Raw genomic sequence first — 21,008 nt, forward strand, 5'->3', positions numbered from 1 at the left:
AGACTTTTCGTATTCAGGGCGGGCCTTCAGTCACACTGATTGGAGGCCCGACTTGTATCAGGGAGGTACTGGGCAAAGTTCTCGGTGGAGGATGGGTCGTGCGGCATGAAGGAGACGGTCCGAACCGGGTTTCCAGCGATCTCCAGTGTGAGCGGCTGCTGAATGTCGCCGTAACCGCCTGACACAATCCGAAGAAGCTGCTCCCCCGCCTGCAGGCCTGACAATTCCGCGGGGCTCTCTGGCTCAGCTGACAGCACAAGCCCGTGGACTTCAGGGTCAAACTCCAGGCCGTCGGCGTAGGCCGGCCATGATCTGACCGTCTGAACATAGACGCGCCCGTCAGCGCTGACGCAGTTTGGCGGCTGGCCAAGCTCGATGCCTGCCTCAGTCAGACCGTACTCAAGAGCCAGCGCCCGTAACTCATTTGCGGTGAGCGGAGTGTTGCTCCGTGCGGTTAGCCTGCTCACAAAACTGAAGAAGGCCTCCATATCCGCTGAGTGCTCAAAGAGTGAGAACCAGAACAGATAGCCCTCGTCGTCGGGCAGGATTTCCGGCGCCCAGCCGGTCGCGCGGTTCGCGAGTGCTCGGTTCGCGCGCGTGATGAGCACGTCTTGACTGGCGCGTCCGGTCTCAACCAGAGCCAGATGCGCCAGAAACTCCACATAGCCTTCCCTCAACCAGGTCAGGTCTTCCTCTGCCGGGAGGTCCCGAAACCGGGACAGGTCCCAATGGTGCGCCAGCTCATGCAGGGTGAAACGTTCAAGCGCGGCGTCAGACACGCCGGGCGTCAGGATCAGGGTTTGCGTGTCTGGACGCGCCTCGCCGATATATTCGCCAAACCCGCCTTGGTCTGCGCTGAGCAAGATGACGTGATACTGGCGCGGCGCAGGCACGTGCAGCCAAGTCTCGAAGAAACCTGATGCGCTTTTCAGCGCTTGCTCAAGCGCCAGCGCGCGGCCGGACGACAGGGCGTCGCCCAGCACACGCACGGTCAGCCCAGACCCCTGATGCTGTGTTTCAAGGCTCAGAATGTGGCCAAAGAGGAGGGCGTTAAAGCGCTCTTGGCGCCAGACGTTCGGAGCCACCGACTCAGCGGACGTAACGCTTGGCGCACTCTGTGATGCCGGGAAATCGATCGAAACTCGGGTCTCGCCTAACCGGTAAGGTCGTCCTTCAGCGTCCACAGGTCGAGGCGCCAGGAACAGGCTGCGTCCGTCCAGATAGAGACTCTTTTCTCGCGCTATCAGCCAGTTGCATGGTGCTGAGGGCGTCAGGGCGAGATCGGTCTGGCTGACGGCGTACCGAATGCGGATGGGGGCTTCTGAAAGAGGCGCCAGCGTTGCGACAATCCTTGGATCATCAGACGTTGGCGAAAGCGAGTGCGCGTTCTCGATGTCCAGCAGTTCATAGTGCGTTTGCGGGCATTGAGGATCGTGTGACGTCATGTCCCTCAGACGCATTTGGTCCAGACCTTCCGTCCCGATCTCATAGTCTACGATGAAGCGGTTGCGAGACTGCTGGGGTGGAAGGGTCAGCCGAACCTGGTGGGCGGTCTCAACAGGCGGAGATGAGGCCAGAGCGGCGATCAGGGCATGCAGCATGTTTTCGACTCCATCTTTCACGCTGGACGTTATGGTTGGGGCGCTTTGACTGTCAATTCGCGCGTCTGGGGAAATAGGGCCAGCGGCGTTGTCGCTCGGGTCACAGGGCGCAGCGCCCCGTACGCTTCCCGTTCAGTCCGGAACTGGAGGCGGCCATGCATCATCCCAAGACTCACCCCCTGAAGGCGTCTGTCATCACGGTGTTGGACGCGTCGGACTATGTCTCCGCGATCAAGACCGTGAACCGGGGCGAGGGATCGGCCATTGACGTGGTGGAGTCCTTTGCGTTGACGGCGTCCGCGCCGACATTTACGCGGTCGGCGACGCTTTATTCCAGCACAGCCGCCCGCATTGACGCCAAAGGCTATAGCGCAGTCGAAGTGGTTGGAGAGGGCGTCAATCTCACCCTCAGCCTGATGATCGAAGGGACTGGTTTCACCCAGATTTTTCAAGGTCAGCTGACCGGCCTTGAGGGCGGGCAGATCCATGACGCCCTGCTGGTCCAGGGCGGTGCTCTGAGCGTGCCCGGCGGAGAGAGTTTCACCGTCACCGGGCAATTGGAGGCGGTGTCCAGGGGCGCTGTGAGCGTGGGCGGCGTGCTGAACGCCACACACCCTCTCACCCTTTCAAACGGCGCTGTGATCGTCACCCAGACAGGTCAGCAACCTTGCGCCATCAATCAGACCCTGATCGCTGATCAAGGCACGATCGTGGGTCTGAACCCCAACTCCACCCTGACCGTGGACGGTCTGAGCTTGGGTGATGACTGCCGGATCGAAGCGGTGGACACCAGCTCCACCCTCCTGTCGGCCACGCCGATCCTGCTGGACCCTGACAATCCGTCGAAGACCGCGCGCATGGTTGCAGTGAACGCTTCGGCGGTGACCCTGAAACCGGGCGGGGTCTATCAAGGCTGCGGCGCGACGACTGGCGGCGGCGCCGGTCAGGAGGTGCGCGTCGACACGCTTCTCAACGAGGGTGGGGTCATTGAATTGGGCGGGCATGGCGCGCTGAAATGCACCCGGTTTGGCCAGACGGACGGCCTGATGTCGGTGACGCTGACCGATTGCCAGGGCGAAGGGCCGACCCTGGTGGTGGATCAGGGCGGCGCGGTCACAGGCGGCGCTTTTATCATCAAGGGGCCCGGCGCCAGGGCGGAACCGCCCGCTCACGCTGTCAAACTGCCGCTGGTGGTGACGGTGTCGGGCAACACCGTGCCTGAAGAGCTCAGAAAAATCGCTCAGCTCAAGGCGTTTCCGCCCAGCGTATCAGCGTCTTTGTCGGTTGAATCTGAAAATGCTCTGGTGCTCACCCTGGCGCCGGTCTGAGGGCGGATGCTTCACTCGGTCGGCGGGCTTGGAAATGGAGGCAGCGCCTCAACATTAATCGGACGCCGGTCGAGCCAGACGAGCGCCTCTTCAAGCGTATCAAAAAAACAGATCTTCAAGCTGTTGTCAGAGTCGGGAAAAAACAACGGCCAGAGCTCCAGCATGGATTTCAGACCGTCCGGCACGGCGACGAGCGCGGATCTGATTGTTTGCTCGGGGGTGCGTTCTGACAGGGTGCGCTGCCGTTCAATGGCATGATGCACAAGCGCTGTGTGATCCAGATTGGTGCTCACATCCGCTTCAAACAGGGTGATCAAGTCGTAGTCGGCTGGAAAGGCGGGGTCTCGGAACAGAGTCAGCACAGAACCAAGATCATCCTGCGTGATTTCGCCTGAGTTCTGAAACACGACCAGGTGCTGTGGATGATCTATGCGTGTTGTGTAATTCACGATGAGAGTTTCGCCTGCACGAACGCCGCCCTGTGAGCTGTGCATACGGATATAACTCTCGGCGTCGGGATTGGTATGGCCGCGCCCACAAAAAACCCCGGCGGAGCGATCCGCCGGGGTTCGTTGTTGCAGCGATGCCTGATCGCTTACGCCATGGCGCGCTGGCGCAGGACGTAGTGCAGGATGCCGCCATTATTGACGTAATCGAGCTCGTTCTCGGTATCGATCCGGGCCAGAAGCTCGGTGGTTTTTTTCGATCCGTCCGCGAACGTGATTTCCAGGGTGACCTGGCCGCGCGGCTTGACGCCCTCGACGCCCTTGAGCGCTATGGTTTCCTTGCCGGTAATGCCCAGGCTGTCCCAGCTCTCGCCATTCTGGAATTGCAGCGGCAGTACGCCCATCCCGATCAGGTTGGAGCGGTGGATGCGCTCGAAGCTCTCACAGATCACGGCTTTGACGCCCAAGAGACGGGTGCCTTTGGCCGCCCAGTCGCGCGAGGAGCCCGTGCCGTATTCCTTGCCGCCGAAGACCACCAGCGGAGTGTCCGCTTCGGCGTACTTCATGGCCGCGTCATAGATCGGCATCTCTTCGCCAGACGGCTGCAGCTTGGTGACGCCGCCTTCCACGCCCGGAACCATCTGGTTCTTGATGCGGATATTGGCGAAGGTGCCGCGCATCATCACATCGTGATTGCCGCGGCGCGCGCCATAGGAGTTGAACTCACGCGGTTCGACGCCTTTTTCCTGCAGGTACAGACCTGCCGGGCTGTCCGCCTTGATGGAGCCCGCCGGAGAGATGTGGTCGGTGGTGATCGAGTCGCCAAACAGACCCAGAATGCGGGCGCCGTCGATATCTTTCGGCGGGGTCACATCCGTGCTCATGCCGGTGAAGAAGGGCGGGTTGGCCACATAGGTGCTTTCCGGCCAATCATAAGTCAGGCCGCCCGAGGTCTCGATGCCCTGCCACATGGCGTCGCCCTTGAAGACGTCGGCATAGCGCTTGGCGAACATTTCCGGGGTGACCGCAGCACGGACAACCTCGGCGATCTCAGCGGAGGTCGGCCAGATGTCCTTGAGGTAGACCGGGTTGCCGTCGGCGTCTTCGCCCAGCGGATCGGTCGCCACATTGATGTTCATGGTGCCGGCGATGGCGTAGGCGACCACCAGCGGCGGGCTGGCGAGATAGTTCGCCCGCACGTCCGGGCTCACCCGGCCTTCAAAGTTGCGGTTGCCCGACAACACGGACGTGGCGACCAGATCGCCGTCCTTGATGGCCTTGGAGATCGGCGCCGGCAGCGGGCCGGAATTGCCGATGCAGGTGGTGCAGCCATAGCCCACCAGGTTGAAGCCCAGCGCATCCAGATCATCCTGTAGCTCGGCTTTCTCCAGATAGTCGGTAACGACCTGGGAGCCCGGCGCGAGGGAGGTTTTCACCCATGGCTTGACTTTCAGGCCCTTCTTGAGGGCGTTGCGCGCCACAAGACCGGCGCCCAGCATCACAGACGGGTTGGACGTGTTGGTGCACGAGGTGATCGCAGCGATGACCACATCGCCATGACCGATGGAGAAGTCTTCGCCCTCGACAGCGACACGCTTGGCGGCTTCGTCAGCCTTCTTGAACTCGTCCTTGAGGACAGTGGCGAAGGCGTCCGCGGCGACGTCGAGCGCCACGCGGTCCTGCGGACGTTTCGGGCCAGCCAGCGACGGCACGACGCTGGCGAGGTCCAGCTCCAGCGTGTCGGTATAAACCGGGTCGTCCTTGCGCTCGGGGCGGAACATGCCCTGAGCCTTGGAGTATTGCTCGACCAGCTGGACGCGATCTTCGTCGCGGCCCGTGGCGCGCAGATATTCAAGCGCTTCGTTGTCGACCGGGAAGAAGCCGCAGGTCGCGCCGTATTCGGGCGCCATGTTGGCGATGGTCGCGGCGTCTTCCAGCGACAGAGTGTCGATGCCGGCGCCGAAGAATTCCACGAATTTGCCGACCACGCCTTTCTTGCGGAGCATTTCCACGACGGTCAGCACCAGGTCGGTGGCGGTTGCGCCTTCCGGCAGCTTGCCCGTCAGCTTGAAGCCGACGACTTCGGGGATCAGCATGGAGATCGGCTGGCCCAGCATGGCGGCTTCGGCCTCGATGCCGCCCACACCCCAGCCCAGCACGGCCAGGCCGTTGACCATGGTGGTGTGGCTGTCGGTGCCCACGAGGGTGTCGGGATAGGCGTAGGTGACGCCGTCTTCATCCTTGGTCCAGACGGTCTGAGCCAGATTCTCGAGATTCACCTGGTGGCAGATGCCGGTGCCCGGCGGCACGACGCGGAAATTGTCAAACGCGCTCGAGCCCCATTTGAGGAACTTGTAACGCTCGCCATTGCGTTCGTATTCGCGCGAGACGTTTTTTTCGAAGCTGTCTTCACCGCCGAAATAATCCACCATCACAGAGTGGTCGATGACGAGGTCGACAGGGACCAGCGGGTTCACCGATTTCGGATCGCCGCCCAGAGAGGTGGTGGCGTCGCGCATGGCGGCGAGGTCGACCACAGCCGGAACGCCGGTGAAGTCCTGCATCAGAACGCGCGCCGGGCGATAGGCGATTTCATGGCTGGATTTGCCGGTCTTGGTCCAGGCCGCGACGGCTTCAATGTCGGCTTTGGTGACGGTGCGACCGTCTTCAAAACGCAGCAGGTTTTCCAAGAGGACCTTCAGCGTGTAGGGCAGCTTGGAGGCGCCGTCGAGACCGTTCTTCTCGGCCTCTTTCAGATCGAAATAGGTGTAGGTCTTGCCTGCGACCGTCATTTCGCGACGGCACTTGAAGCTGTCCAATGAAGCCATGTTTGGTCCTCGTTGTCGGGCCGGACCGCCGCATTTGAGAGGGTGCGGGCGGGACGGACGGAGTGTCGTGCGCGACCACACGACGGAAAGGGTTTCGCGCGGGTTTTAATACTGTCTGCGCTGCGCTGCAATGCGGGCGAATGTCTGAGACGCGTCAATCTCCTTTATCGCAACGCATTCTCAACTTGCGGGACATTGAACGGGCCGCTCCGAAAAGGCCTTGTGTTGATCTGCGACATCACAGCCTTGGACCCCCGGGCGAAGTGCGGCTAAGTCTGTGACCATGAGTTCCGCCGCCTTTGCTCCCGCCTCCATCGCCGTCTCCGACCTGCGCCTTGAGCGCGGGGGAAAGACTGTGCTGACCGGCTTTTCGCTGACGGTCGAGCCTGGCGAGGCGTTGGTGCTTTTGGGCCCGAACGGGTCAGGCAAGACCACGCTGCTGCGCGCGCTGGGCGGTCTGGTGCGGCCGTTGAGGGGCGAGATCGGGATGGACCCGCAAACGGTCGCGTTTCTGGGTCATGCGGACGCGCTGAAACCCTCTGAAACCGTCGAGCAGTCCTTGCAATTCTGGGCGGGGCTTTATGGCGGCGACGCCAGCCAGCTCGACGCTGTCATGGTGCAAATGGCGCTGGCGCATCTGGCGCGGCGGAGTTGCGGGACGCTGTCGGCGGGCCAGAAGCGGCGCACCGCGCTGGCGCGGATCGCGCTGTCAAACCGCCCAGTCTGGCTGCTGGATGAACCGGCCGCGCCGCTTGATGCGCGCTCGCGCGAACGTCTGGCGGCGCTGGTTCAATCTCATTGTCAGGCCGGGGGGAGCGTCATCGCCGCCACCCATGTGGATCTGGGATGGCAGGGCGCGCGGGTCGAGGATTTGCGCCCCGCCCCCACGCAAACCGCGGCGGGTGTAGGATGAGCGCGCTGGGCGCGATCTTTGGGCGCGAGCTCCGTCTGGCCTTTGCGGGCGGCGGCGGGCCGGCGGGTCCGGCGGCGTTCAATCTGGCCGCTCTGGCGTTGGCGCCGCTGGCCATTGGCCCGGACGCTGAGACCTTGCGTGCGGCGGGACCGGGCGTCATCGCCTTCGCCGCCCTGCTCGCAACCTTGCAGCCTGCTGAGCGGATCTTCAGCGAAGACGCTTCGGACGGCACGTTGGAGCTTTATGCGCTGTCGCCCGTTGGGCTGGCGCTCGCCGTGTTCATGAAGACGCTGGCCTTCATTCTGGCGGTGTTCTGGACGACGCCATTGCTCGCTTTCATGGGCGGGCTCGCTTACGGCATGGATGTCGGCTCCGCCTTTATGCTGGCGCTGGGGCTGGCCTTCGCCGCGCCGGGTCTGGCGTTCATCGCGGCCTTTGCGGGCGCACTGGCTGCAGGGCTGAAGCGCGCCGGGCTGCTGATCGCGCTGATTGCAGCGCCCCTGCAAGTGCCGCTTTTAGTCTTCGCGTCGGGCGCGGGCCGGGCGGCGATGGACGGGACCGGGCTTGAAGGGCCCAATCTGATGATGGCGCTGGCAGGTTCGCTCGTGGCTCTGGCGCTGGCGCCGTTCGGCGCGGCGGCGGCGCTGAAAGCCCGTCTGGAGTGATATTGCTTGCGGCCCAGCGCCGCATTGGCTTGCCCCACAGGGCCAGCCCCGCTAGGTGATCGGATCATGTGGAGCTATTTCGCCAATCCTGAGCGGTTCGACCGTCTCGCCCGCGCTGTCCTGCCCTGGTGCTGGGGGCTGACCGCTGTGCTGTTCGCCATCGGCCTGCCCTGGGCGCTGTATTTCTCGCCTGAGGATTACCAGCAGTCTGACACCGTGCGGATCATGTATGTGCATGTGCCAGCCGCCTGGCTCGCCATGTTCGCCTATGCGGGCCTGGGCGGCGCCAGCTTCGTCTATTTCATCTGGCGGCATAACCTCGCCGATCTGGCCGCGCGCGCCATCGCGCCTGCTGGCGCTGTCTTTGCGTTTTTGTGCCTGGCCACGGGCGCGCTCTGGGGCCGACCCATGTGGGGCGCCTGGTGGGTCTGGGATGCGCGCCTGACCTCCATGCTGGTGCTGTTCTTGCTGTATCTGGGCTATATGGCGCTGCGTGCAGCGATCGAAGACGAGAAGCTCTCGGCGCGCGCTGGCGCGATCCTCGCCATGGCGGGCCTGATCAATCTGCCGATCATCAAATTCTCGGTGGATTGGTGGAATACGCTTCATCAGCCTGCCAGCGTGTTCCGCTTTGACGGGCCGACGATTGATCCCTCCCAGCTCTGGCCTCTGGCGATCATGGCGTTGGCGTTCACGGTCCTGTATCTCGCTCTCATCCTCACCCAGATGCGCGCCATGCTGATGGAGCGTCGCGCTGACGCTTTGGAGCGCCGTCGCGAGCGGCGCCTGGAACTGGAGGCGGAGCTATGAGCGCACTCACCGACTTCTTCGCCATGGACGGATACGCTGTTTACGTCTGGGTGTCGTATGGACTGAGTGTGCTGGGCAGCGGCGGGCTGATTTGGCTGACGGTTTCGCGTCGGCAAGCCGCCGCCGCGCGACTGAAGCGCCTTCAGGCCCTCGAAGCCGCGGCCGCTCAGACGTCGCCTGCCGCGCAATCGGATGAGGATGCGGCATGAAAAACTTGATGACCTGGTTCCCGGTGATCGGGGTGGGCCTGCTCTTGATCCTGTTCGCGATTGCGCTTTTGCGGCCCAGCGAAGCGAGCGGCGATCCGATCCTCGGTCAGCGCGTCAGCGATCTGAACTTGCCGCTGGCGCCTGTGACGTTTGTACAGACCGGCTATGATCCCGCCGCCACACAGGGTCCATATCTGCTGAATGTCTGGGCGTCCTGGTGTCCGCCTTGCCGGGTCGAGCATCCTTATTTTGAAGCGCTGGCCGCACAGGGCGTGCCGATCTATGGCGTGCTGTATAAAGATGAAGAGGCGGACGCCGCCCGGTTTCTCAATCAGCTGGGCGATCCCTTCGCCGGGCATGTGGCCGATCCCGAAGGCCGCGCCGGGTTCGAGCTGGGCGTTACCGGCCCGCCTGAAACCTTTATCGTGGATGGCGACGGCGTTATTCGTGCGCGATGGCGCGGGGCCGTTACCGACATTGTCTGGATACAGCGCTTCGCCGAGCCCTGGGCCGAAGCCGGCGGGCAGCCCATCACCTGGCCAGACGCTCGATAAACCGGACTGTCTCAGGTGAGAGCGCTCGGCGAGACGGTTACTCGGCGGCGGCCTTTTTCTTCTTTTTCTTTTTCTTCTTGTCGCCGCCCTTGGATTTGGCCTTGGCGGCTTTCTCGGCGAGCTTTGCTTTCTTGGCTTCCTCGCGGGCGGCTTCCGCCCCCAGTTCGGAGGCGCGAGCGATGCGGTTGAGCGCTTCGACGAAGCTGGCGCGCTTGTTCTTGGGCAAGGCCATCAAGATTGCGTCATCGGCCGCCCTGGCGCCTGCAATCACCGTGGCGTGAAGCTGCCGGCCTTCATCAGTAAAGCGCACAGAATTGGCCCGCGCGTCGCCAGGCGCCTTCTCGCGCACCAGAAGCCCTTTGGCGGCCATGCGCGAGACCAGCTCCGCCAGTGTGGAGCGGTCGATCCCGGTCGCCTGGACGAGTTGGGTCTGGGTCAGGCCTTCCGCATCATGTACGGCGCAAAGCACGGCGAACTGGCGCTGAGTGATCTGTACGCCGCCTGTCGCTTCCGAGAACTGCTCCGCAGCAAATTGCTGCGCGCGGTGCATCAAATGACCGGGCGAGACATTAAGGTCGAAATCCAGTGCGTCAGCCATATTTCACCCTCCGGCGACGGAACAATGCAACCATACCCCGGTTTCGCGACGTTTCAATAACAAGTCCTTCTTGATACGGAATGACCTTTTAAAAAACGAATACTGCAAGGGTTTTGACATGGACACGCAAGAACCTGATTTCCATCATGCCACACCTGAGGGTGAGGACCGCGAACGCCGGGTATGTCGGACCTGCGGCTTTATCGATTACGTGAATCCCAAGATTGTCGCCGGCGTTGTCGCGACCCATGCGGATGGACGCGTTCTGATGTGCCGCCGTGCGATCGAACCGCGGTCGGGATACTGGACCTTGCCCGCCGGCTATATGGAAGAAGGTGAGAGCGTGGAGGAGGCGGCCTTGCGTGAAGCGCGCGAAGAGGCCTGCGCTTCGCTCGAACTTGACGGCGTTCTGGGCATTTATTCCGTGCCGCGCATCTCCCAGGTCCAGATTTTCTTTCGCGCGCGCTTTGCGGCGCCGGATATTGCGGCCGGGCCCGAAAGTCAGGAGGTGGCGCTTTTTGAATGGGACCGCTTGCCGCTCAGGGATCTGGCGTTTCCCAGCGTCAAATGGGCGCTGGATGATTATCGGGCCGGGCACGGACATGCACAGCCGCCTTCCATGCGAACTCAGGCGCCAGGCCTGCGTCCCTATTAGCTCGCTCCGGTTTCGCCCGGCGCAGTGATCCGGTTCAGCGTTTCGGCGAGCGCGTCGAGATTCACGGGTTTCACGAAATAGTCCTTCACGCCTTTTGCCCGCAAGCGTTGCGATGTTCCGCTGGTGGCGTCAGCTGTGACGATGACAACCGGCGACTGCGGATAGGCGTTGTTCAACATCGAAAGCAGATCCTCGCCGGAGAGTCCGGGCATGTGTAGATCGAGCAAGACCACATCGGGGTCCTGTTCGGTGAGATCGAGCACTTCCAGCGCGTGCTCCGCGCTGACAGCCTGAAGGACCGACCAGCCTGCGCCTTCCAGAAAATCGGCCAGCAGATTGCGGTTGATGGTGTTGTTCTCAACGATCAAGGCCGTGCGCGCGCCTGCTTGCACCGGCGCTTCCACATCCGCAGACGAGGACGGTTGCAAATGGGCTGCGACTGCGCCGGGTTTGGCGGCGGTATGGGGCAACCTCACCCAGAACCGGCTTCCGGCCCCCTGCTCGCTCTCAACGCCGAGTTCACCCCCCGCCAGATTGGCGATTTCCTGCGCAATCGTCAGACCGAGCCCGGTTCCTTCATGACGGCGGCCAGGGCTGTCATCAAGCTGGTGAAAGCGATCGAAAATGAGCGCCAGCGCGTCGGGCGGGATGCCCGGTCCGGTGTCTGAAACGCTCAGCTCCATCCATCCCGGCTTGATCATGCGGCCACTGATCGTGATGACGCCGGTTTCGGTGAATTTGACGGCGTTGCCGGCAAAGTTTGTCAAAATCTGCAAAATCCGTGTCGCATCGCCCATGGCCAGGGTTTCGAGGGCGGGCGGGATGTCGAGCTCGAGAGCGAGTCCCTTCTGGGCCGCCTGACCGCTAATGGTGTCAGCCGCAGCCCGCAACAGGTCGGACGGCGCATAAGGCGCGCTTTCCAGCGCCAGCTCGCCCGCTTCGATGCGGGAGATGTCGAGAACATCATCGATCAGCCCGCGCAGGGCGTTTCCCGATGAATTCAAGGTCTGCACATAGCCGCGCTGCTTGGGCGTGAGGTCTGTATGCTCAAGAAGCTGCGCCATCCCCATCACCCCATTGAGCGGTGTACGAATTTCATGGCTCATATTGGCCAGGAACCGTGTCTTCGCCGCATTGGCGAGCTCCGCCTTGCGTTGCGCCGCGAGAATGCGAAAACTCGCGTCGCCGAACCGGCGCGCGGCCACGATGAAATGCATCAGGAACAGCAGGCCCGCGATCAGCACCAGGCCATACTCCAAATGCGGACCATCCGGAGCGAACATCGCCAACAGGGGCAAACTGATCAGATAAGCAGCGTGGGGAAGCCCGCCTGACAAGGTCAGCATCATGTCCTGATTGGAATGAACGGCGATATGAAAAAGCGCGCCGCACAGAAACAACAGCGCGACCGCCTCTCCGGTCGCGCCCCAGGAGTTCCATAATCCGATGCTGATCATCGAATAGATCGCCGCAGCCTGCACCATGGACAGGTTTGCGGCCCACATTTCGCCTCGGGTGACAGGGCTTGTCCGAGAGGGGGAAGAGAAACGGGAGGAGACCCAGCGGTCAATCAGTTGCGACGTCAAAGAGAGTATGGCGTAGATTAGCGCGAATAGCGGCATGCCCCCCAGATACAGAACCGCCGAGCCCAGCAAGGACAGCCCGATCCGGGTCGGCAGCTCTTTCGCGCGACTGCGCGCGACGCTCCGATAGGCGTCCAGGGTGGAGGCAGATTGCGGCATACGAGCTCCGAAAGCGGGTTATGACCAATCTGGACTTTAATGCGTTTCAATCTGGTGAGACCTCATGACGGTCTGGGCTCAGACCGCGTCCAGAATCTGTTCAACCGGACGTCCCAGCGCGGCGCGTGACTCATGGATCAGAACCGGTCGCTCGATCAGCTTGGGATTGTCAGCCATGGCCTTGATCAGCTGGTCTTCATCGCTGACCTCTTTCAGCCCGAGCTCTTTATAAAGCGCGTCCTTGGTGCGCATGAGATCGCGAGCGCTGGACAGGCGCAGTTTTGACACGACTGACCGGATTTCGTCGGCGTCGGGCGCATCCTTGAGATACTCGCGGATTGTCGGGCGGTAGCCGTGCTGTTCAAGCAGCGCCAGGGCATCGCGGGATTTCGAGCAGCGCGGATTGTGCCAGTATTCCATGTCATCATTCCTCATTCGTCGGTCAGCGCAGCGGCCAGCAGGGCCTGGGCGGTGCGCAAATGCATATGTTCCACCATCCGTCCCTTGAGCGGAACGGCGCCCTTGGTCGCATTGGCGGGGTCTTCAAAGGCGTCAACGACGCTTTGCGCCCAGTCTAGTTCAGCCGTGCTTGGGGCGAACGCTCTGTGGACGGGATAGATCTGGGCGGGATGAATCAAGGTCTTGCCGTCAAAGCCAAGCTGTCGGCCCTGGCGCGCTTCGGCCTCAAGCCCGGCCTCATCGGTGTAAGCATTGAAGACCGCATCCAGTACAACAAGCCCCGTGGCGCGCGCCGCCAGCACCAGACGCGCCAGATGGGGCTGCAGCGTACTGCGTCGCATCTCGCCCTCAGGCAGACGCAGCCCCTCCGCCAGATCATTGGCGCCCGCGACCAGCGCTTCAAGCCGGTTTAACGACGCCTGACGGGCGATCGCCTCGACATTGAAGACGCCGCGCGGCGTTTCGATCATCGCCCAGACCGGGCCGTCATATCCGGCGTCATCAAGGCGTTTGCGCACGACGCTCAGCTGTTCAGGGTCTTCAAGCTTGGCGATCAGGACGGCATCCGGCTTGCTCTGCGCAGCGATGGGACAGTCCGCCGCCAGATCCGGTGATCCGGGTTCGGCGATCCTTAACACCGTGAACAGATGATGGCGCCTGTATTGAGCCATGGCGTCCAGGGCATTGCGCCGGGCTTCAGATTTACGCTCGGGCGTGACCGCATCTTCCAGGTCGATGATCAGGGCGTCCGCGCCCAGGTCTTTTGCTTTGTCCAGCGCGCGCGGCTTGTCGCCGGGAACAAACAGGACCGAGCGGAACAGGCGGGCGTTCGCGTTTGCAGGTGAAGAATCGTCTGTCATGACGGAAAGGCTTACATAAGGCTCATGTCCAACACCACACCTCAGACCTCCGTTCTGGTGATCAGTTCGCTCGTGGCGTCCAGCCAGGTCGGCGGTCAGGTCACCAATCAGGTGCTCAACGCGGCCTCGATCCGTCCGATTTTTGTCCCGACCGTGGTTTTGGGGCGGCATCCGGGGCTGGGCGCGCCGGGGGGCGGGCCGACACCGACGGATTTGATGGCCTCTGCGCTGGACGGTGTGAAGGCCCATGGCCTGCTTGAGCGGTCGGAGGCGATCTTCACCGGCTATTTTCACAATCCGGACCAGGTTCGTTTGGCGGCAGGCCTGATCGCGGAAACACGCGCCCAACGCCCCGAGTGTGTGGTGATGGTGGACCCGATCATGGGAGACGGGGCGGCGGATGGCGGTGATGACGGGCTGTATGTGAGCCCTGAGACCGCCCGCGCCATCCGCGACGACCTGATTCCGCTCGCCAGCGTCATTACGCCCAACAGGTTTGAACTCGCCTGGCTCAGCCGATCCGAGATCAAGACCCCTGAAGACGCGGTCAAGGCGGCGCGCGGTCTGGCGCCGGTGGTGATGTGCACGTCCGCGCCCGCGGCGCTGAACGAAGTTTCGGTGATTTGCGTCACCCCCGATGACGCTTTCAGCGCCTATATGCCCCGGATTGAGCCCGCGCCCTATGGAACCGGTGACGTATTCGCCGCCAGCGCCCTGGTGGAACGTCTGGCGGGGGCACGCTGGCGGGACGCGGCGGCGCGGGGGATGGCGCGGATCTCTCATGTTCTGGACGAAACGCGCTTGGCGGGCGATGCCCGCGATCTCTTGCTGACCGCCCAAACCCTTCAGACACCATTGCGCGCACCGGCGTTACGCCGGGTAGGGGCGCAGAGACCCGCCTGGGTGATGGGACTGGACGGCTGCAAGGCGGGCTGGGCTGCACTGATGGTTGATCTGAACGGGATCGAGGCGCCGCGCCGGGCGGTCTTCGAGCAATTCCAGGATGCGTATGACTGGGGCGCGCAGGTCATCGCGGTGGACATGCCCATCGGGTTTGAGATGGCGCCCTCCGACCCGCCGGGCCGCGTGTGCGAGCGGCTGGCGCGGCAGCGACTGGGGCCGCGGCGCAGCAGTGTTTTCCCCTCGCCCCTGCGCATCGCGCTGTCGGCGTCAGATTATGAACAGGCCAATCAGCTCAATCGCGCCGCAGGCGGGCCGGGCCTGTCCAAACAGGCCTATCATCTGATTGCGAAAATCCGGGAAATTGATGACATCATGACCCCGGACCTGTCACGCGGGGTGGTGTTTGAAGCCCATCCGGAGCTGACATTCACCGAGATATCCGGAGAACCGGCTCTGCATCGCAAGAAAACCCGCGAGGGCCGCGAAGAGCGTCTGGCGTTGCTGGTGGCGCAGGGGCTGCCTGAAGCGCTGTTTGAGCCCCACCCTTTCAAATCCGGGCTATGCGCGCCGGACGATCTTATTGACGCCGGGCTCTGTGTTCTGACCGCGATGCGTATCGCCGGCGGTGAGGCGTTGCGTCTGCCTGAAGACCCGCCCGAAGATGGGCGAGGCTTGCTGATGGCGCTTCATGCCTGATGGTGCTTGAAACCCCAGGCACGGCCCTGTACCTGAACAGCCATGAGCATTGATATCCAGGGACATCTCGCACCCGGTTTCGAGCCGGTGGCCGAGGCATTTGAGCAAAACTTCACGGACCGCGAAGAGCTGGGCGCAGCCTTCACCCTGATCCGGAACGGTGAGATTCTTGTCGATATTCACGCCGGGCATGCGGACCGCAAGGCGAGTCGTCCGTGGACGGCGCAGACGATTGCGCCGGTCTTTTCCACCGGCAAGGCTGTGACTGCGCTGGTTGTCGCCTGGCTGGTTGAGAACGGTCGGCTCGACTATGACGCGCCCATCGCCGATGTCTGGCCCGAGTTTGCGCAAGCAGGCAAGGACACGGTGACCTTGGCGCAGGCGTTGTCGCACCAGGCGGGGCTGTCTGGTTATCCAGACGAGATGGAGCCGTCCGACTGGTTTGACCGCGATTTGATGGAAAGCCGGTTCGCCGCCATGGCGCCCCTGTGGCCGCTCGGCGAAGGCTCTGGCTATCACCCGATCAGTTTTGGCGTCATCGCAGACGCCGTGGTGCGCCGTGCAGACGCCAAGCACCGCACGGTCGGCGCGATCCTGCGCGATGAGATCTGCGGCCCGCGCGGCATTGATTTTCACATTGGCGTCCCGGAAAGCGAGCATGATCGCGCCGCCGAACATGTCCTGCCCCCGCGTCCGCCCCATCTGGGGTCCATGACGCCGGAGAAGGCGGCGGCTTTTCTCAAACCCTGGTCTTCGCCCGGGCGACGCGGCACAGCGACCTGGCGTTCGGCGGAGCTGCCGGCGGCGAACGGTCATGGCACGGCGAACGCCATCGCCCGCCTGATGGCGCCGTTCGCGACGCAAGGGCGTCTGGACGGGGAGGCGTTTGTGTCTGCTGAGGTTATTGCGCAGGCCCTCAAAGAACGCGTGCAAGGCCCGGATCGGGTCTTGCCTTTTGACCTGGCGTTTGCGGCCGGGGTGATGATCAACCGCGACTCCGAAGCCTTTGGCCCGGAACCGCGGGCGGTGGGCCATTACGGCTTTGGCGGATCGTGCGGGTTCGCAGATCCCGAGCGCGGCGTATCCGGGGCCTATGTGATGAACCGGCAGATGGATGTTCTGGTGGGCGACGCACGCGCCAAGGCGCTGATCGCCGCCTCCTATCGCTGTCTTTGATTGATAGGACGGCCGCCGAAACAGAAAGCGCCGCGCGAGGGTTTCGCGCGGCGCTTCAAATCAGGCGTAATCCTGGCGTTTAGTCCATCGCCTTGAGGTTTACTGCTTTGGGGCCCTTGCCGCGGCGATCCGGTTCAGTTTCGAACTCAATGCGTTGGCCGTCGCGCAGATCTTCCAGGCCGGCGTCTTTCACAGCGGTGATGTGCACGAACACATCTTTGTCGCCTTCATCAGGCGTGATGAAGCCGAAACCTTTTTCCGTGTTAAAGAATTTAACGGTACCCGTAGTCATGGGTAGAAGTCCTTTCCCGTCAGTCCGCGCAGCGTCCCACGCCAATAGGATGTGTGCACGGCGTCCCGCGCACAGCATGCGGATTGCGGTCGGGGAAGGCAAAGTCAGAGGCGTTAGGCGCTCGGGTCTTCCATACTCTTCACCGGGCCTTGTTCAAGCCGCTCGTGCGAGGAATACTATGCCCGAAAATTCTATACTCGACAAGCAAAGCCTAGGCGTGCGCGCGCTAGTTCAAGGGACCTGAAAAGTGAGTCGCCGAACCCGAAGATTCATAAGCGCAAAGTCCCGCGAGCCCCGGTCGGGCGGCGTCGATCCGGGCGGATTGATGCGCGTGTCGGGCTTTGGCGCGGCGTTATTGGTCTTTGTGGCGGTCGGCGCGGGGTTTCATGGCGAACGCATTACCGCGACGGTCGCTCGCGCCCTGTCCGGGCTAGCGCCTTTGGTGGAGCCCTTGATATGGGGCGTCAGCCTGCTCGAGCTCGGCGCCGGCATTCTTGTTCTGGGCGTGTTTGGCGTAACGGTCTGGCGCGGGTTCAGACGTTAAGCCGCCAGGTGCTCCAAGAGAGCGCCAGGGCGAAGATCAGCCAGCCCACAAGCGGGACCATCAGAACGCCCGAGAGTGGTGAGGCGCGAAAGGCCTGAGCCGTCACCGGCAAGGACAAGACGAGCGCGGCGACCGTGACGTAAAATCCGTTGGCGACGTTTTGCAGGCCAAAATATCCCCAGGTCCAGCCCATGCAGAGCAGATACTGGGCGATGACGCCTGTACGAGCGAGATCCTTTTGGCGGTCATCGCCATAGCGGTCGAGGCTCCACGCCGCGATCGCCATAAGCGTGAACAGACCCACCCAGACTGCGCCGACAACTCCGCCGGGGGGCGCCCAGGCGGGGTTGTCCAGCGTACGTGACCATTGAATGGCGGGCCCGCTGAAAATCCAGGCGTTCAGGGCCAGAGCAGCGCCGACAAAAAGGAACAGATAAAGGGCCAGGCGTCCAAGAGCGGGACGGGATTTGCGGAAGATGTTCGTCGCCACGAATCGACTCCTCTACGCCAGGCTCTTCAGGCCTTGAGCGAACTCTAACACGGTTTGCGCCTCCGACCAGAGCACCCCTTGCGAGGCGGCGTTCAGGGTCACAATCGCTTGAACGAACATCTTTTTGGGTGGCGGGCGCTTTCCCGGAACGCCTTATCCGGTCATGGTTTCGCTTTGCGGCCTGCCTGCAGGCCTTGCTCCAAGGATAGTGGTCATGTTGCGCACCTTCTTTCTCATTCTGGCGGTTTTCAGTCTCGCCCCTCATGGCGCGTCCGCCCATGCGCAAGGCGCGCTCGAGACAGCGGCGGAGGCTGCGAGTCGGTTTGGTCCTGACGTCGGGCGAATCGCGCCGGCTCTGAGTGTGACGGATGCGGACGGCGCGCCTCGCACGCTCGAAAGCCTGATGGGGGAGGAAGGCGTGGTGATCTATTTCAATCGCTCGCTGGACTGGTGCCCGATCTGCCTGCGACAAACCCTGGAACTTGAACCCCATACAGACGCGTTCGCAGACGCGGGCTGGCCGGTGGTGGTCCTGACCTATGATACGGCGGATACGCTGGGCCAGGTGGCTGAGCGCCGCGGCCTCAGCATGACTTTGCTCGCTGATCCGGACAGCCTGAGCATTGATGCATTTGGCGTCCGCGATCCGATCTATTCAGACCCGGATCATCTGGCGTATGGCGTGCCCTATCCGATCACATTCGTGATTGACCGCGAAGGCGTCGTGGTCGCCAAGTTCTGGCATGAGGCGGGGCTGGGCGATCAGCGCGGTTACGCGACGCGGATCACGGCGGAAGACGTTCTGACGGCTGTACAGTCGCGCTAAGTGTTGTCCGTTGAACCGGATTGATGGACCTTGAGGCGCTGACTGGAGGATCGTCATGCTCGACGGACCCGTATTGGAAACCGAACGTCTGCGCCTGCGCGTGCCTGAAGAGCGCGATCTGAGCGGGTTTGTCGGCTTGATGAGCGATGCTGTCGCGGCGCGACATATCGGCGGTGTGATGGATGAACCGCTTGTCTGGCGTCAGCTGTGCACGATCCTCGGCCATTGGACGGTGCGCGGCTATGGCTTCTTCTCTGTCGAGGACAAGGCCAGCGGAGACTGGGTGGGCCGGGTCGGTCCCTGGGCGCCGCATGGCTGGCCCCAGCCGGAAGTGGGCTGGTCTATTACCCGCCAGCATTGGGGCAAGGGCTATGGTCCCGAAGCGGCGGCCGCCACGATGGATTACGCGTTCGAGACGCTGGGCTGGGACAGCGTGGTTCACATGATCGCGTCGGAGAACGTCAATTCCCAGGCCCTGGCGCGCAAGCTGGGGTCGGCCGATCTGGGCTGGGACGCTGAACTGCCGGGGCTCGGCGTGACCGTGGATGTGTGGGGCCAGTCAAAAGCGGACTGGGCCAGAAACCGCCAGGGGCTTCGAGGCTAGAACCAGCCCGCGTCTCTGAGCGCGGGATAGTAGGTGCGACTGACCGGGGCTTCAACGCCGTCCATGAGGACCAGAACGCCCCGGCCATCGCTTTTCCGGATATCTTCAACGGCGGCTCTTGCGACCCACCAGGACCGGTGGGTGCGTGCGCCGTCCAGTGCTTCACAGGCGGCGACGGCGTCTGACAGACGCATGAGGATCAGTGCGTCCCCGCGGTCTGTGCGGACGCGCAGATAATGGTCTTCAGCGTTCATTGAGAAGATCTGCGCGGTTTTCAGTTTGACGGGCAGCTTGTCGATCAACGCAGCGCCCGCCCGTGCGGGGACATCCTCTTGGCTCGCCGAGCGTTTGCTCAAGCGCTCAACCACATAAATGACGGATGTGGCGAATCCCGAGATCACCAGAACCAGGCTGTAAACAAAGACGATATTGACAGGCGCGCCCTCGCCGCCCGCCCTGATATTGACCCAGGTGACCGCGGCTGTGATCGGTATCGACACCACCATCGCACTGGCCACGTAAACCAGCCATTCCGGCGCCTTCGGGAGCCATAGCGGCATGAAATGGCCGACGGCGTAGCCAATCACGGCGCCCAGGGCGATGAAACCCGTCCAGTACAGCCACACCAACGGCCAGCCGAAGGTATAGCTGCCGAACGGACCCAGAATCGCCAGAAACGTGCCGATCCCCAGCACCATGAAGATGGGGCGAGCACAATTGCGGGCCAGGGTCAGGACAGGGTGCGCCATGGGGCCGGTTCGGATCTCGCCATTCACGAAGCGTGAACGGCAGGGTGGCGTCAACTCACGCACAGGTCCAGTCCGCTCGCGCAGAGTCGCTTTTCCTGATCGAGGTCATGGGCATCTGTCTTTGGCGATCCGCAGCCACAGACCTGGCGATGCGGAGTGTGAAAGCAACTCAGGAGATGCCCCCATGCACGATCACGCCTTGAAAGCCGTTGCTCTGGCCAGCGCCGCCCTGTTCGCACTGGCCTTTACGCCGCTTGCTGAAAGCCAGGACGCTGAAGCGACCGCACAGCTTGAGATCACCATAGACGGGTTACGTTCTGATGCGGGGCGTGTCTGGGTCGGCGTTTATGCGTCACAAGAGGATTGGGACGTACAAACTGAAACAGCGCAAAGCTGGGTGGAGGTCGAAGACGGCGTTGCGCGCGTTCGGTTCACCGGCCTGCCATCGGGCGAGGTCGCCCTTCAGGCGTTTCACGACGCCAATGACAATCATGACTTTGACACCAATGTGCTGGGCATTCCCCGCGAACGCTATGGCTTTTCCAATAATCCGCGGCCCAGGTTTCGGGGTGCCAACTGGGACGAGGCGGTGTTTGACCTGGCGCCCGGCGAAGAACGGGACGTGACGATTACCTTGCAAGGCGCGCGGGGATGACTATCGACGCGTTCTTGCAAGCGCCTCTCCATATCCAGATACACGCCCTCGCGGCGCTCAGCGCCTTGGGCCTGGGTGTGGTGCAGTTCATCGCCCCCAAGGGTACGATCCCACATCGAGCGCTGGGATATGTCTGGGTTGGCTTGATGGTGCTGGTCGCGGGGACCGCGGTTTTCATACGAAGCCATAATGGGCAATTCAGCTGGATCCATCTTCTGATCCCGGTCACGCTTGTCGGCGTCGTCTGGCTCAGCGTTCTGGCGCGGACCGGCAATGTGAGACGTCATCGGTTCGCAGCGCTGATGCTCATGGTTACGGCGCTTGGCGTTCCGGGTGCGGCGACTCTGCTTCCGGGGCGGTTGATGCACGCTGTCGTGTTCGGCGGATAACCGCAGGCCAGGGCCG

24 protein-coding genes are annotated in these 21,008 nt (G+C 62.7%); 14 read left to right on the plus strand and 10 right to left on the minus strand.

What is annotated here, in order from left to right; all coding sequences use genetic code 11:
• Positions 1 to 26: 26 nt before the first annotated feature.
• A complete protein-coding gene (locus ACP154_RS06145; protein ID WP_421860844.1) occupies positions 27 to 1,601 on the minus strand; it encodes a hypothetical protein in 1,575 nt (524 codons plus the stop codon).
• Positions 1,602 to 1,756: 155 nt separating this feature from the next.
• Between ACP154_RS06145 and ACP154_RS06150 the strand changes: the two genes are divergently transcribed.
• Positions 1,757 to 2,929 (plus strand): hypothetical protein, encoded by a 1,173-nt coding sequence (locus ACP154_RS06150; RefSeq protein ID WP_421860841.1) that lies wholly within the window; start codon positions 1,757 to 1,759, stop codon positions 2,927 to 2,929.
• 11 nt (positions 2,930 to 2,940) lie between these two features.
• On the opposite strand, the gene ACP154_RS06155 is transcribed toward ACP154_RS06150, so the two are convergent.
• The gene (locus ACP154_RS06155; RefSeq protein WP_421860839.1) at positions 2,941 to 3,423 is read right to left on the minus strand and encodes a hypothetical protein; all 483 of its coding nucleotides are present in this window, start codon (positions 3,421 to 3,423) and stop codon (positions 2,941 to 2,943) included.
• A gap of 101 nt (positions 3,424 to 3,524) precedes the next feature.
• A complete protein-coding gene (gene acnA, locus ACP154_RS06160; RefSeq protein ID WP_421860836.1) occupies positions 3,525 to 6,203 on the minus strand; it encodes an aconitate hydratase AcnA in 2,679 nt (892 codons plus the stop codon).
• A gap of 283 nt (positions 6,204 to 6,486) precedes the next feature.
• On the opposite strand from acnA, the gene ccmA reads away from it, so the two are divergent.
• The 5 genes from ccmA (at position 6,487) to ACP154_RS06185 (ending at position 9,354) form a co-directional block, all read left to right on the plus strand.
• The gene (gene ccmA / locus ACP154_RS06165) at positions 6,487 to 7,116 is read left to right on the plus strand and encodes a heme ABC exporter ATP-binding protein CcmA (protein ID WP_421860833.1); all 630 of its coding nucleotides are present in this window, start codon (positions 6,487 to 6,489) and stop codon (positions 7,114 to 7,116) included.
• Positions 7,113 to 7,781 carry a heme exporter protein CcmB gene (locus tag ACP154_RS06170; protein WP_421860832.1) on the plus strand — a complete coding sequence of 223 codons (669 nt, stop codon included), beginning with the start codon at positions 7,113 to 7,115 and terminating at the stop codon, positions 7,779 to 7,781. The genes ccmA and ACP154_RS06170 overlap by 4 nt, the downstream gene beginning before the upstream one ends.
• A 66-nt stretch (positions 7,782 to 7,847) precedes the next feature.
• Positions 7,848 to 8,591 (plus strand): heme ABC transporter permease, encoded by a 744-nt coding sequence (locus tag ACP154_RS06175; protein WP_107712153.1) that lies wholly within the window; start codon positions 7,848 to 7,850, stop codon positions 8,589 to 8,591.
• A complete protein-coding gene (ccmD, locus tag ACP154_RS06180; protein WP_421860829.1) occupies positions 8,588 to 8,800 on the plus strand; it encodes a heme exporter protein CcmD in 213 nt (70 codons plus the stop codon). Before ACP154_RS06175 ends, ccmD begins: the two co-directional genes overlap by 4 nt.
• Positions 8,797 to 9,354: a DsbE family thiol:disulfide interchange protein gene (locus ACP154_RS06185; protein WP_421860826.1), complete on the plus strand. Its 558-nt coding sequence runs from the start codon at positions 8,797 to 8,799 to the stop codon at positions 9,352 to 9,354. Before ccmD ends, ACP154_RS06185 begins: the two co-directional genes overlap by 4 nt.
• 37 nt (positions 9,355 to 9,391) lie before the next feature.
• Here the strand turns inward: ACP154_RS06185 and ACP154_RS06190 are convergent, their stop codons facing one another.
• The gene (locus ACP154_RS06190; RefSeq protein WP_133724556.1) at positions 9,392 to 9,952 is read right to left on the minus strand and encodes a MarR family transcriptional regulator; all 561 of its coding nucleotides are present in this window, start codon (positions 9,950 to 9,952) and stop codon (positions 9,392 to 9,394) included.
• 118 nt (positions 9,953 to 10,070) lie between these two features.
• On the opposite strand from ACP154_RS06190, the gene ACP154_RS06195 reads away from it, so the two are divergent.
• Positions 10,071 to 10,607, plus strand: a complete 537-nt coding sequence (locus ACP154_RS06195; protein ID WP_421860823.1) for an NUDIX domain-containing protein — start codon at positions 10,071 to 10,073, stop codon at positions 10,605 to 10,607.
• On the opposite strand, the gene ACP154_RS06200 is transcribed toward ACP154_RS06195, so the two are convergent.
• The 3 genes from ACP154_RS06200 to ACP154_RS06210 form a co-directional block, all read right to left on the minus strand.
• Positions 10,604 to 12,349: an ATP-binding protein gene (locus ACP154_RS06200; RefSeq protein ID WP_421860820.1), complete on the minus strand. Its 1,746-nt coding sequence runs from the start codon at positions 12,347 to 12,349 to the stop codon at positions 10,604 to 10,606. The two genes, ACP154_RS06195 and ACP154_RS06200, sit on opposite strands and share 4 nt — an antisense overlap.
• 78 nt (positions 12,350 to 12,427) lie before the next feature.
• Positions 12,428 to 12,769, minus strand: coding sequence for an arsenate reductase (glutaredoxin) (gene arsC / locus ACP154_RS06205; protein ID WP_421860818.1), 342 nt, complete (start codon positions 12,767 to 12,769; stop codon positions 12,428 to 12,430).
• Between the two features lie 11 nt (positions 12,770 to 12,780).
• Entirely contained in the window at positions 12,781 to 13,668 is an 888-nt protein-coding gene (locus tag ACP154_RS06210; RefSeq protein ID WP_421860815.1) for an HpcH/HpaI aldolase/citrate lyase family protein, read from the minus strand.
• Positions 13,669 to 13,692: 24 nt separating this feature from the next.
• On the opposite strand from ACP154_RS06210, the gene ACP154_RS06215 reads away from it, so the two are divergent.
• Both ACP154_RS06215 and ACP154_RS06220 read left to right on the plus strand, forming a co-directional pair.
• Positions 13,693 to 15,267, plus strand: coding sequence for a PfkB family carbohydrate kinase (locus ACP154_RS06215; RefSeq protein WP_421860812.1), 1,575 nt, complete (start codon positions 13,693 to 13,695; stop codon positions 15,265 to 15,267).
• A 42-nt stretch (positions 15,268 to 15,309) separates the two neighbouring features.
• The gene (locus ACP154_RS06220) at positions 15,310 to 16,443 is read left to right on the plus strand and encodes a serine hydrolase domain-containing protein (RefSeq protein ID WP_421860810.1); all 1,134 of its coding nucleotides are present in this window, start codon (positions 15,310 to 15,312) and stop codon (positions 16,441 to 16,443) included.
• Between the two features lie 79 nt (positions 16,444 to 16,522).
• Here ACP154_RS06220 and ACP154_RS06225 read toward each other — a convergent pair whose 3' ends face one another.
• Positions 16,523 to 16,735, minus strand: a complete 213-nt coding sequence (locus ACP154_RS06225; RefSeq protein ID WP_107712163.1) for a cold-shock protein — start codon at positions 16,733 to 16,735, stop codon at positions 16,523 to 16,525.
• A gap of 247 nt (positions 16,736 to 16,982) precedes the next feature.
• Between ACP154_RS06225 and ACP154_RS06230 the strand changes: the two genes are divergently transcribed.
• On the plus strand, positions 16,983 to 17,279 hold the full coding sequence (locus ACP154_RS06230; RefSeq protein ID WP_421860807.1) for a hypothetical protein: 297 nt from the start codon (positions 16,983 to 16,985) through the stop codon (positions 17,277 to 17,279).
• Here the strand turns inward: ACP154_RS06230 and ACP154_RS06235 are convergent.
• Positions 17,269 to 17,769, minus strand: coding sequence for a TspO/MBR family protein (locus tag ACP154_RS06235; RefSeq protein WP_421860804.1), 501 nt, complete (start codon positions 17,767 to 17,769; stop codon positions 17,269 to 17,271). The two genes, ACP154_RS06230 and ACP154_RS06235, sit on opposite strands and share 11 nt — an antisense overlap.
• A 214-nt stretch (positions 17,770 to 17,983) precedes the next feature.
• Here ACP154_RS06235 and ACP154_RS06240 point away from each other — a divergent pair, with 214 nt between their 5' ends.
• Both ACP154_RS06240 and ACP154_RS06245 read left to right on the plus strand, forming a co-directional pair.
• Positions 17,984 to 18,595 (plus strand): peroxiredoxin family protein, encoded by a 612-nt coding sequence (locus tag ACP154_RS06240; protein ID WP_421860801.1) that lies wholly within the window; start codon positions 17,984 to 17,986, stop codon positions 18,593 to 18,595.
• 55 nt (positions 18,596 to 18,650) lie between these two features.
• Positions 18,651 to 19,199: a GNAT family N-acetyltransferase gene (locus tag ACP154_RS06245; RefSeq protein ID WP_421860798.1), complete on the plus strand. Its 549-nt coding sequence runs from the start codon at positions 18,651 to 18,653 to the stop codon at positions 19,197 to 19,199.
• On the opposite strand, the gene ACP154_RS06250 is transcribed toward ACP154_RS06245, so the two are convergent.
• A complete protein-coding gene (locus ACP154_RS06250) occupies positions 19,196 to 19,948 on the minus strand; it encodes a LytTR family transcriptional regulator DNA-binding domain-containing protein (protein ID WP_424993771.1) in 753 nt (250 codons plus the stop codon). The genes ACP154_RS06245 and ACP154_RS06250 overlap by 4 nt on opposite strands.
• 184 nt (positions 19,949 to 20,132) lie before the next feature.
• Here ACP154_RS06250 and ACP154_RS06255 point away from each other — a divergent pair, with 184 nt between their 5' ends.
• Together ACP154_RS06255 and ACP154_RS06260 are read left to right on the plus strand one after the other, a co-directional pair.
• Positions 20,133 to 20,603 carry a DUF2141 domain-containing protein gene (locus tag ACP154_RS06255; protein WP_421860792.1) on the plus strand — a complete coding sequence of 157 codons (471 nt, stop codon included), beginning with the start codon at positions 20,133 to 20,135 and terminating at the stop codon, positions 20,601 to 20,603.
• A complete protein-coding gene (locus tag ACP154_RS06260; RefSeq protein WP_421860789.1) occupies positions 20,600 to 20,992 on the plus strand; it encodes a DUF2306 domain-containing protein in 393 nt (130 codons plus the stop codon). Before ACP154_RS06255 ends, ACP154_RS06260 begins: the two co-directional genes overlap by 4 nt.
• The last annotated feature ends 16 nt before the right edge of the window (positions 20,993 to 21,008 follow it).

This window comes from Oceanicaulis sp. (genome assembly GCF_965249665.1).
Lineage (GTDB): Bacteria > Pseudomonadota > Alphaproteobacteria > Caulobacterales > Maricaulaceae > Oceanicaulis.

Coding starts and splice junctions, on each gene's coding strand:
- ACP154_RS06145 (WP_421860844.1), bottom strand. CDS start 1,601: ATGCTGCATGCCCTGATCGCCGCTCTGGCCTCATCTCCGCCTGTTGAG.
- ACP154_RS06150 (WP_421860841.1), top strand. CDS start 1,757: ATGCATCATCCCAAGACTCACCCCCTGAAGGCGTCTGTCATCACGGTG.
- ACP154_RS06155 (WP_421860839.1), bottom strand. CDS start 3,423: ATGCACAGCTCACAGGGCGGCGTTCGTGCAGGCGAAACTCTCATCGTG.
- acnA (WP_421860836.1), bottom strand. CDS start 6,203: ATGGCTTCATTGGACAGCTTCAAGTGCCGTCGCGAAATGACGGTCGCA.
- ccmA (WP_421860833.1), top strand. CDS start 6,487: ATGAGTTCCGCCGCCTTTGCTCCCGCCTCCATCGCCGTCTCCGACCTG.
- ACP154_RS06170 (WP_421860832.1), top strand. CDS start 7,113: ATGAGCGCGCTGGGCGCGATCTTTGGGCGCGAGCTCCGTCTGGCCTTT.
- ACP154_RS06175 (WP_107712153.1), top strand. CDS start 7,848: ATGTGGAGCTATTTCGCCAATCCTGAGCGGTTCGACCGTCTCGCCCGC.
- ccmD (WP_421860829.1), top strand. CDS start 8,588: ATGAGCGCACTCACCGACTTCTTCGCCATGGACGGATACGCTGTTTAC.
- ACP154_RS06185 (WP_421860826.1), top strand. CDS start 8,797: ATGAAAAACTTGATGACCTGGTTCCCGGTGATCGGGGTGGGCCTGCTC.
- ACP154_RS06190 (WP_133724556.1), bottom strand. CDS start 9,952: ATGGCTGACGCACTGGATTTCGACCTTAATGTCTCGCCCGGTCATTTG.
- ACP154_RS06195 (WP_421860823.1), top strand. CDS start 10,071: ATGGACACGCAAGAACCTGATTTCCATCATGCCACACCTGAGGGTGAG.
- ACP154_RS06200 (WP_421860820.1), bottom strand. CDS start 12,349: ATGCCGCAATCTGCCTCCACCCTGGACGCCTATCGGAGCGTCGCGCGC.
- arsC (WP_421860818.1), bottom strand. CDS start 12,769: ATGGAATACTGGCACAATCCGCGCTGCTCGAAATCCCGCGATGCCCTG.
- ACP154_RS06210 (WP_421860815.1), bottom strand. CDS start 13,668: ATGACAGACGATTCTTCACCTGCAAACGCGAACGCCCGCCTGTTCCGC.
- ACP154_RS06215 (WP_421860812.1), top strand. CDS start 13,693: ATGTCCAACACCACACCTCAGACCTCCGTTCTGGTGATCAGTTCGCTC.
- ACP154_RS06220 (WP_421860810.1), top strand. CDS start 15,310: ATGAGCATTGATATCCAGGGACATCTCGCACCCGGTTTCGAGCCGGTG.
- ACP154_RS06225 (WP_107712163.1), bottom strand. CDS start 16,735: ATGACTACGGGTACCGTTAAATTCTTTAACACGGAAAAAGGTTTCGGC.
- ACP154_RS06240 (WP_421860801.1), top strand. CDS start 17,984: ATGTTGCGCACCTTCTTTCTCATTCTGGCGGTTTTCAGTCTCGCCCCT.
- ACP154_RS06245 (WP_421860798.1), top strand. CDS start 18,651: ATGCTCGACGGACCCGTATTGGAAACCGAACGTCTGCGCCTGCGCGTG.
- ACP154_RS06250 (WP_424993771.1), bottom strand. CDS start 19,948: ATGGCGCACCCTGTCCTGACCCTGGCCCGCAATTGTGCTCGCCCCATC.
- ACP154_RS06255 (WP_421860792.1), top strand. CDS start 20,133: ATGCACGATCACGCCTTGAAAGCCGTTGCTCTGGCCAGCGCCGCCCTG.
- ACP154_RS06260 (WP_421860789.1), top strand. CDS start 20,600: ATGACTATCGACGCGTTCTTGCAAGCGCCTCTCCATATCCAGATACAC.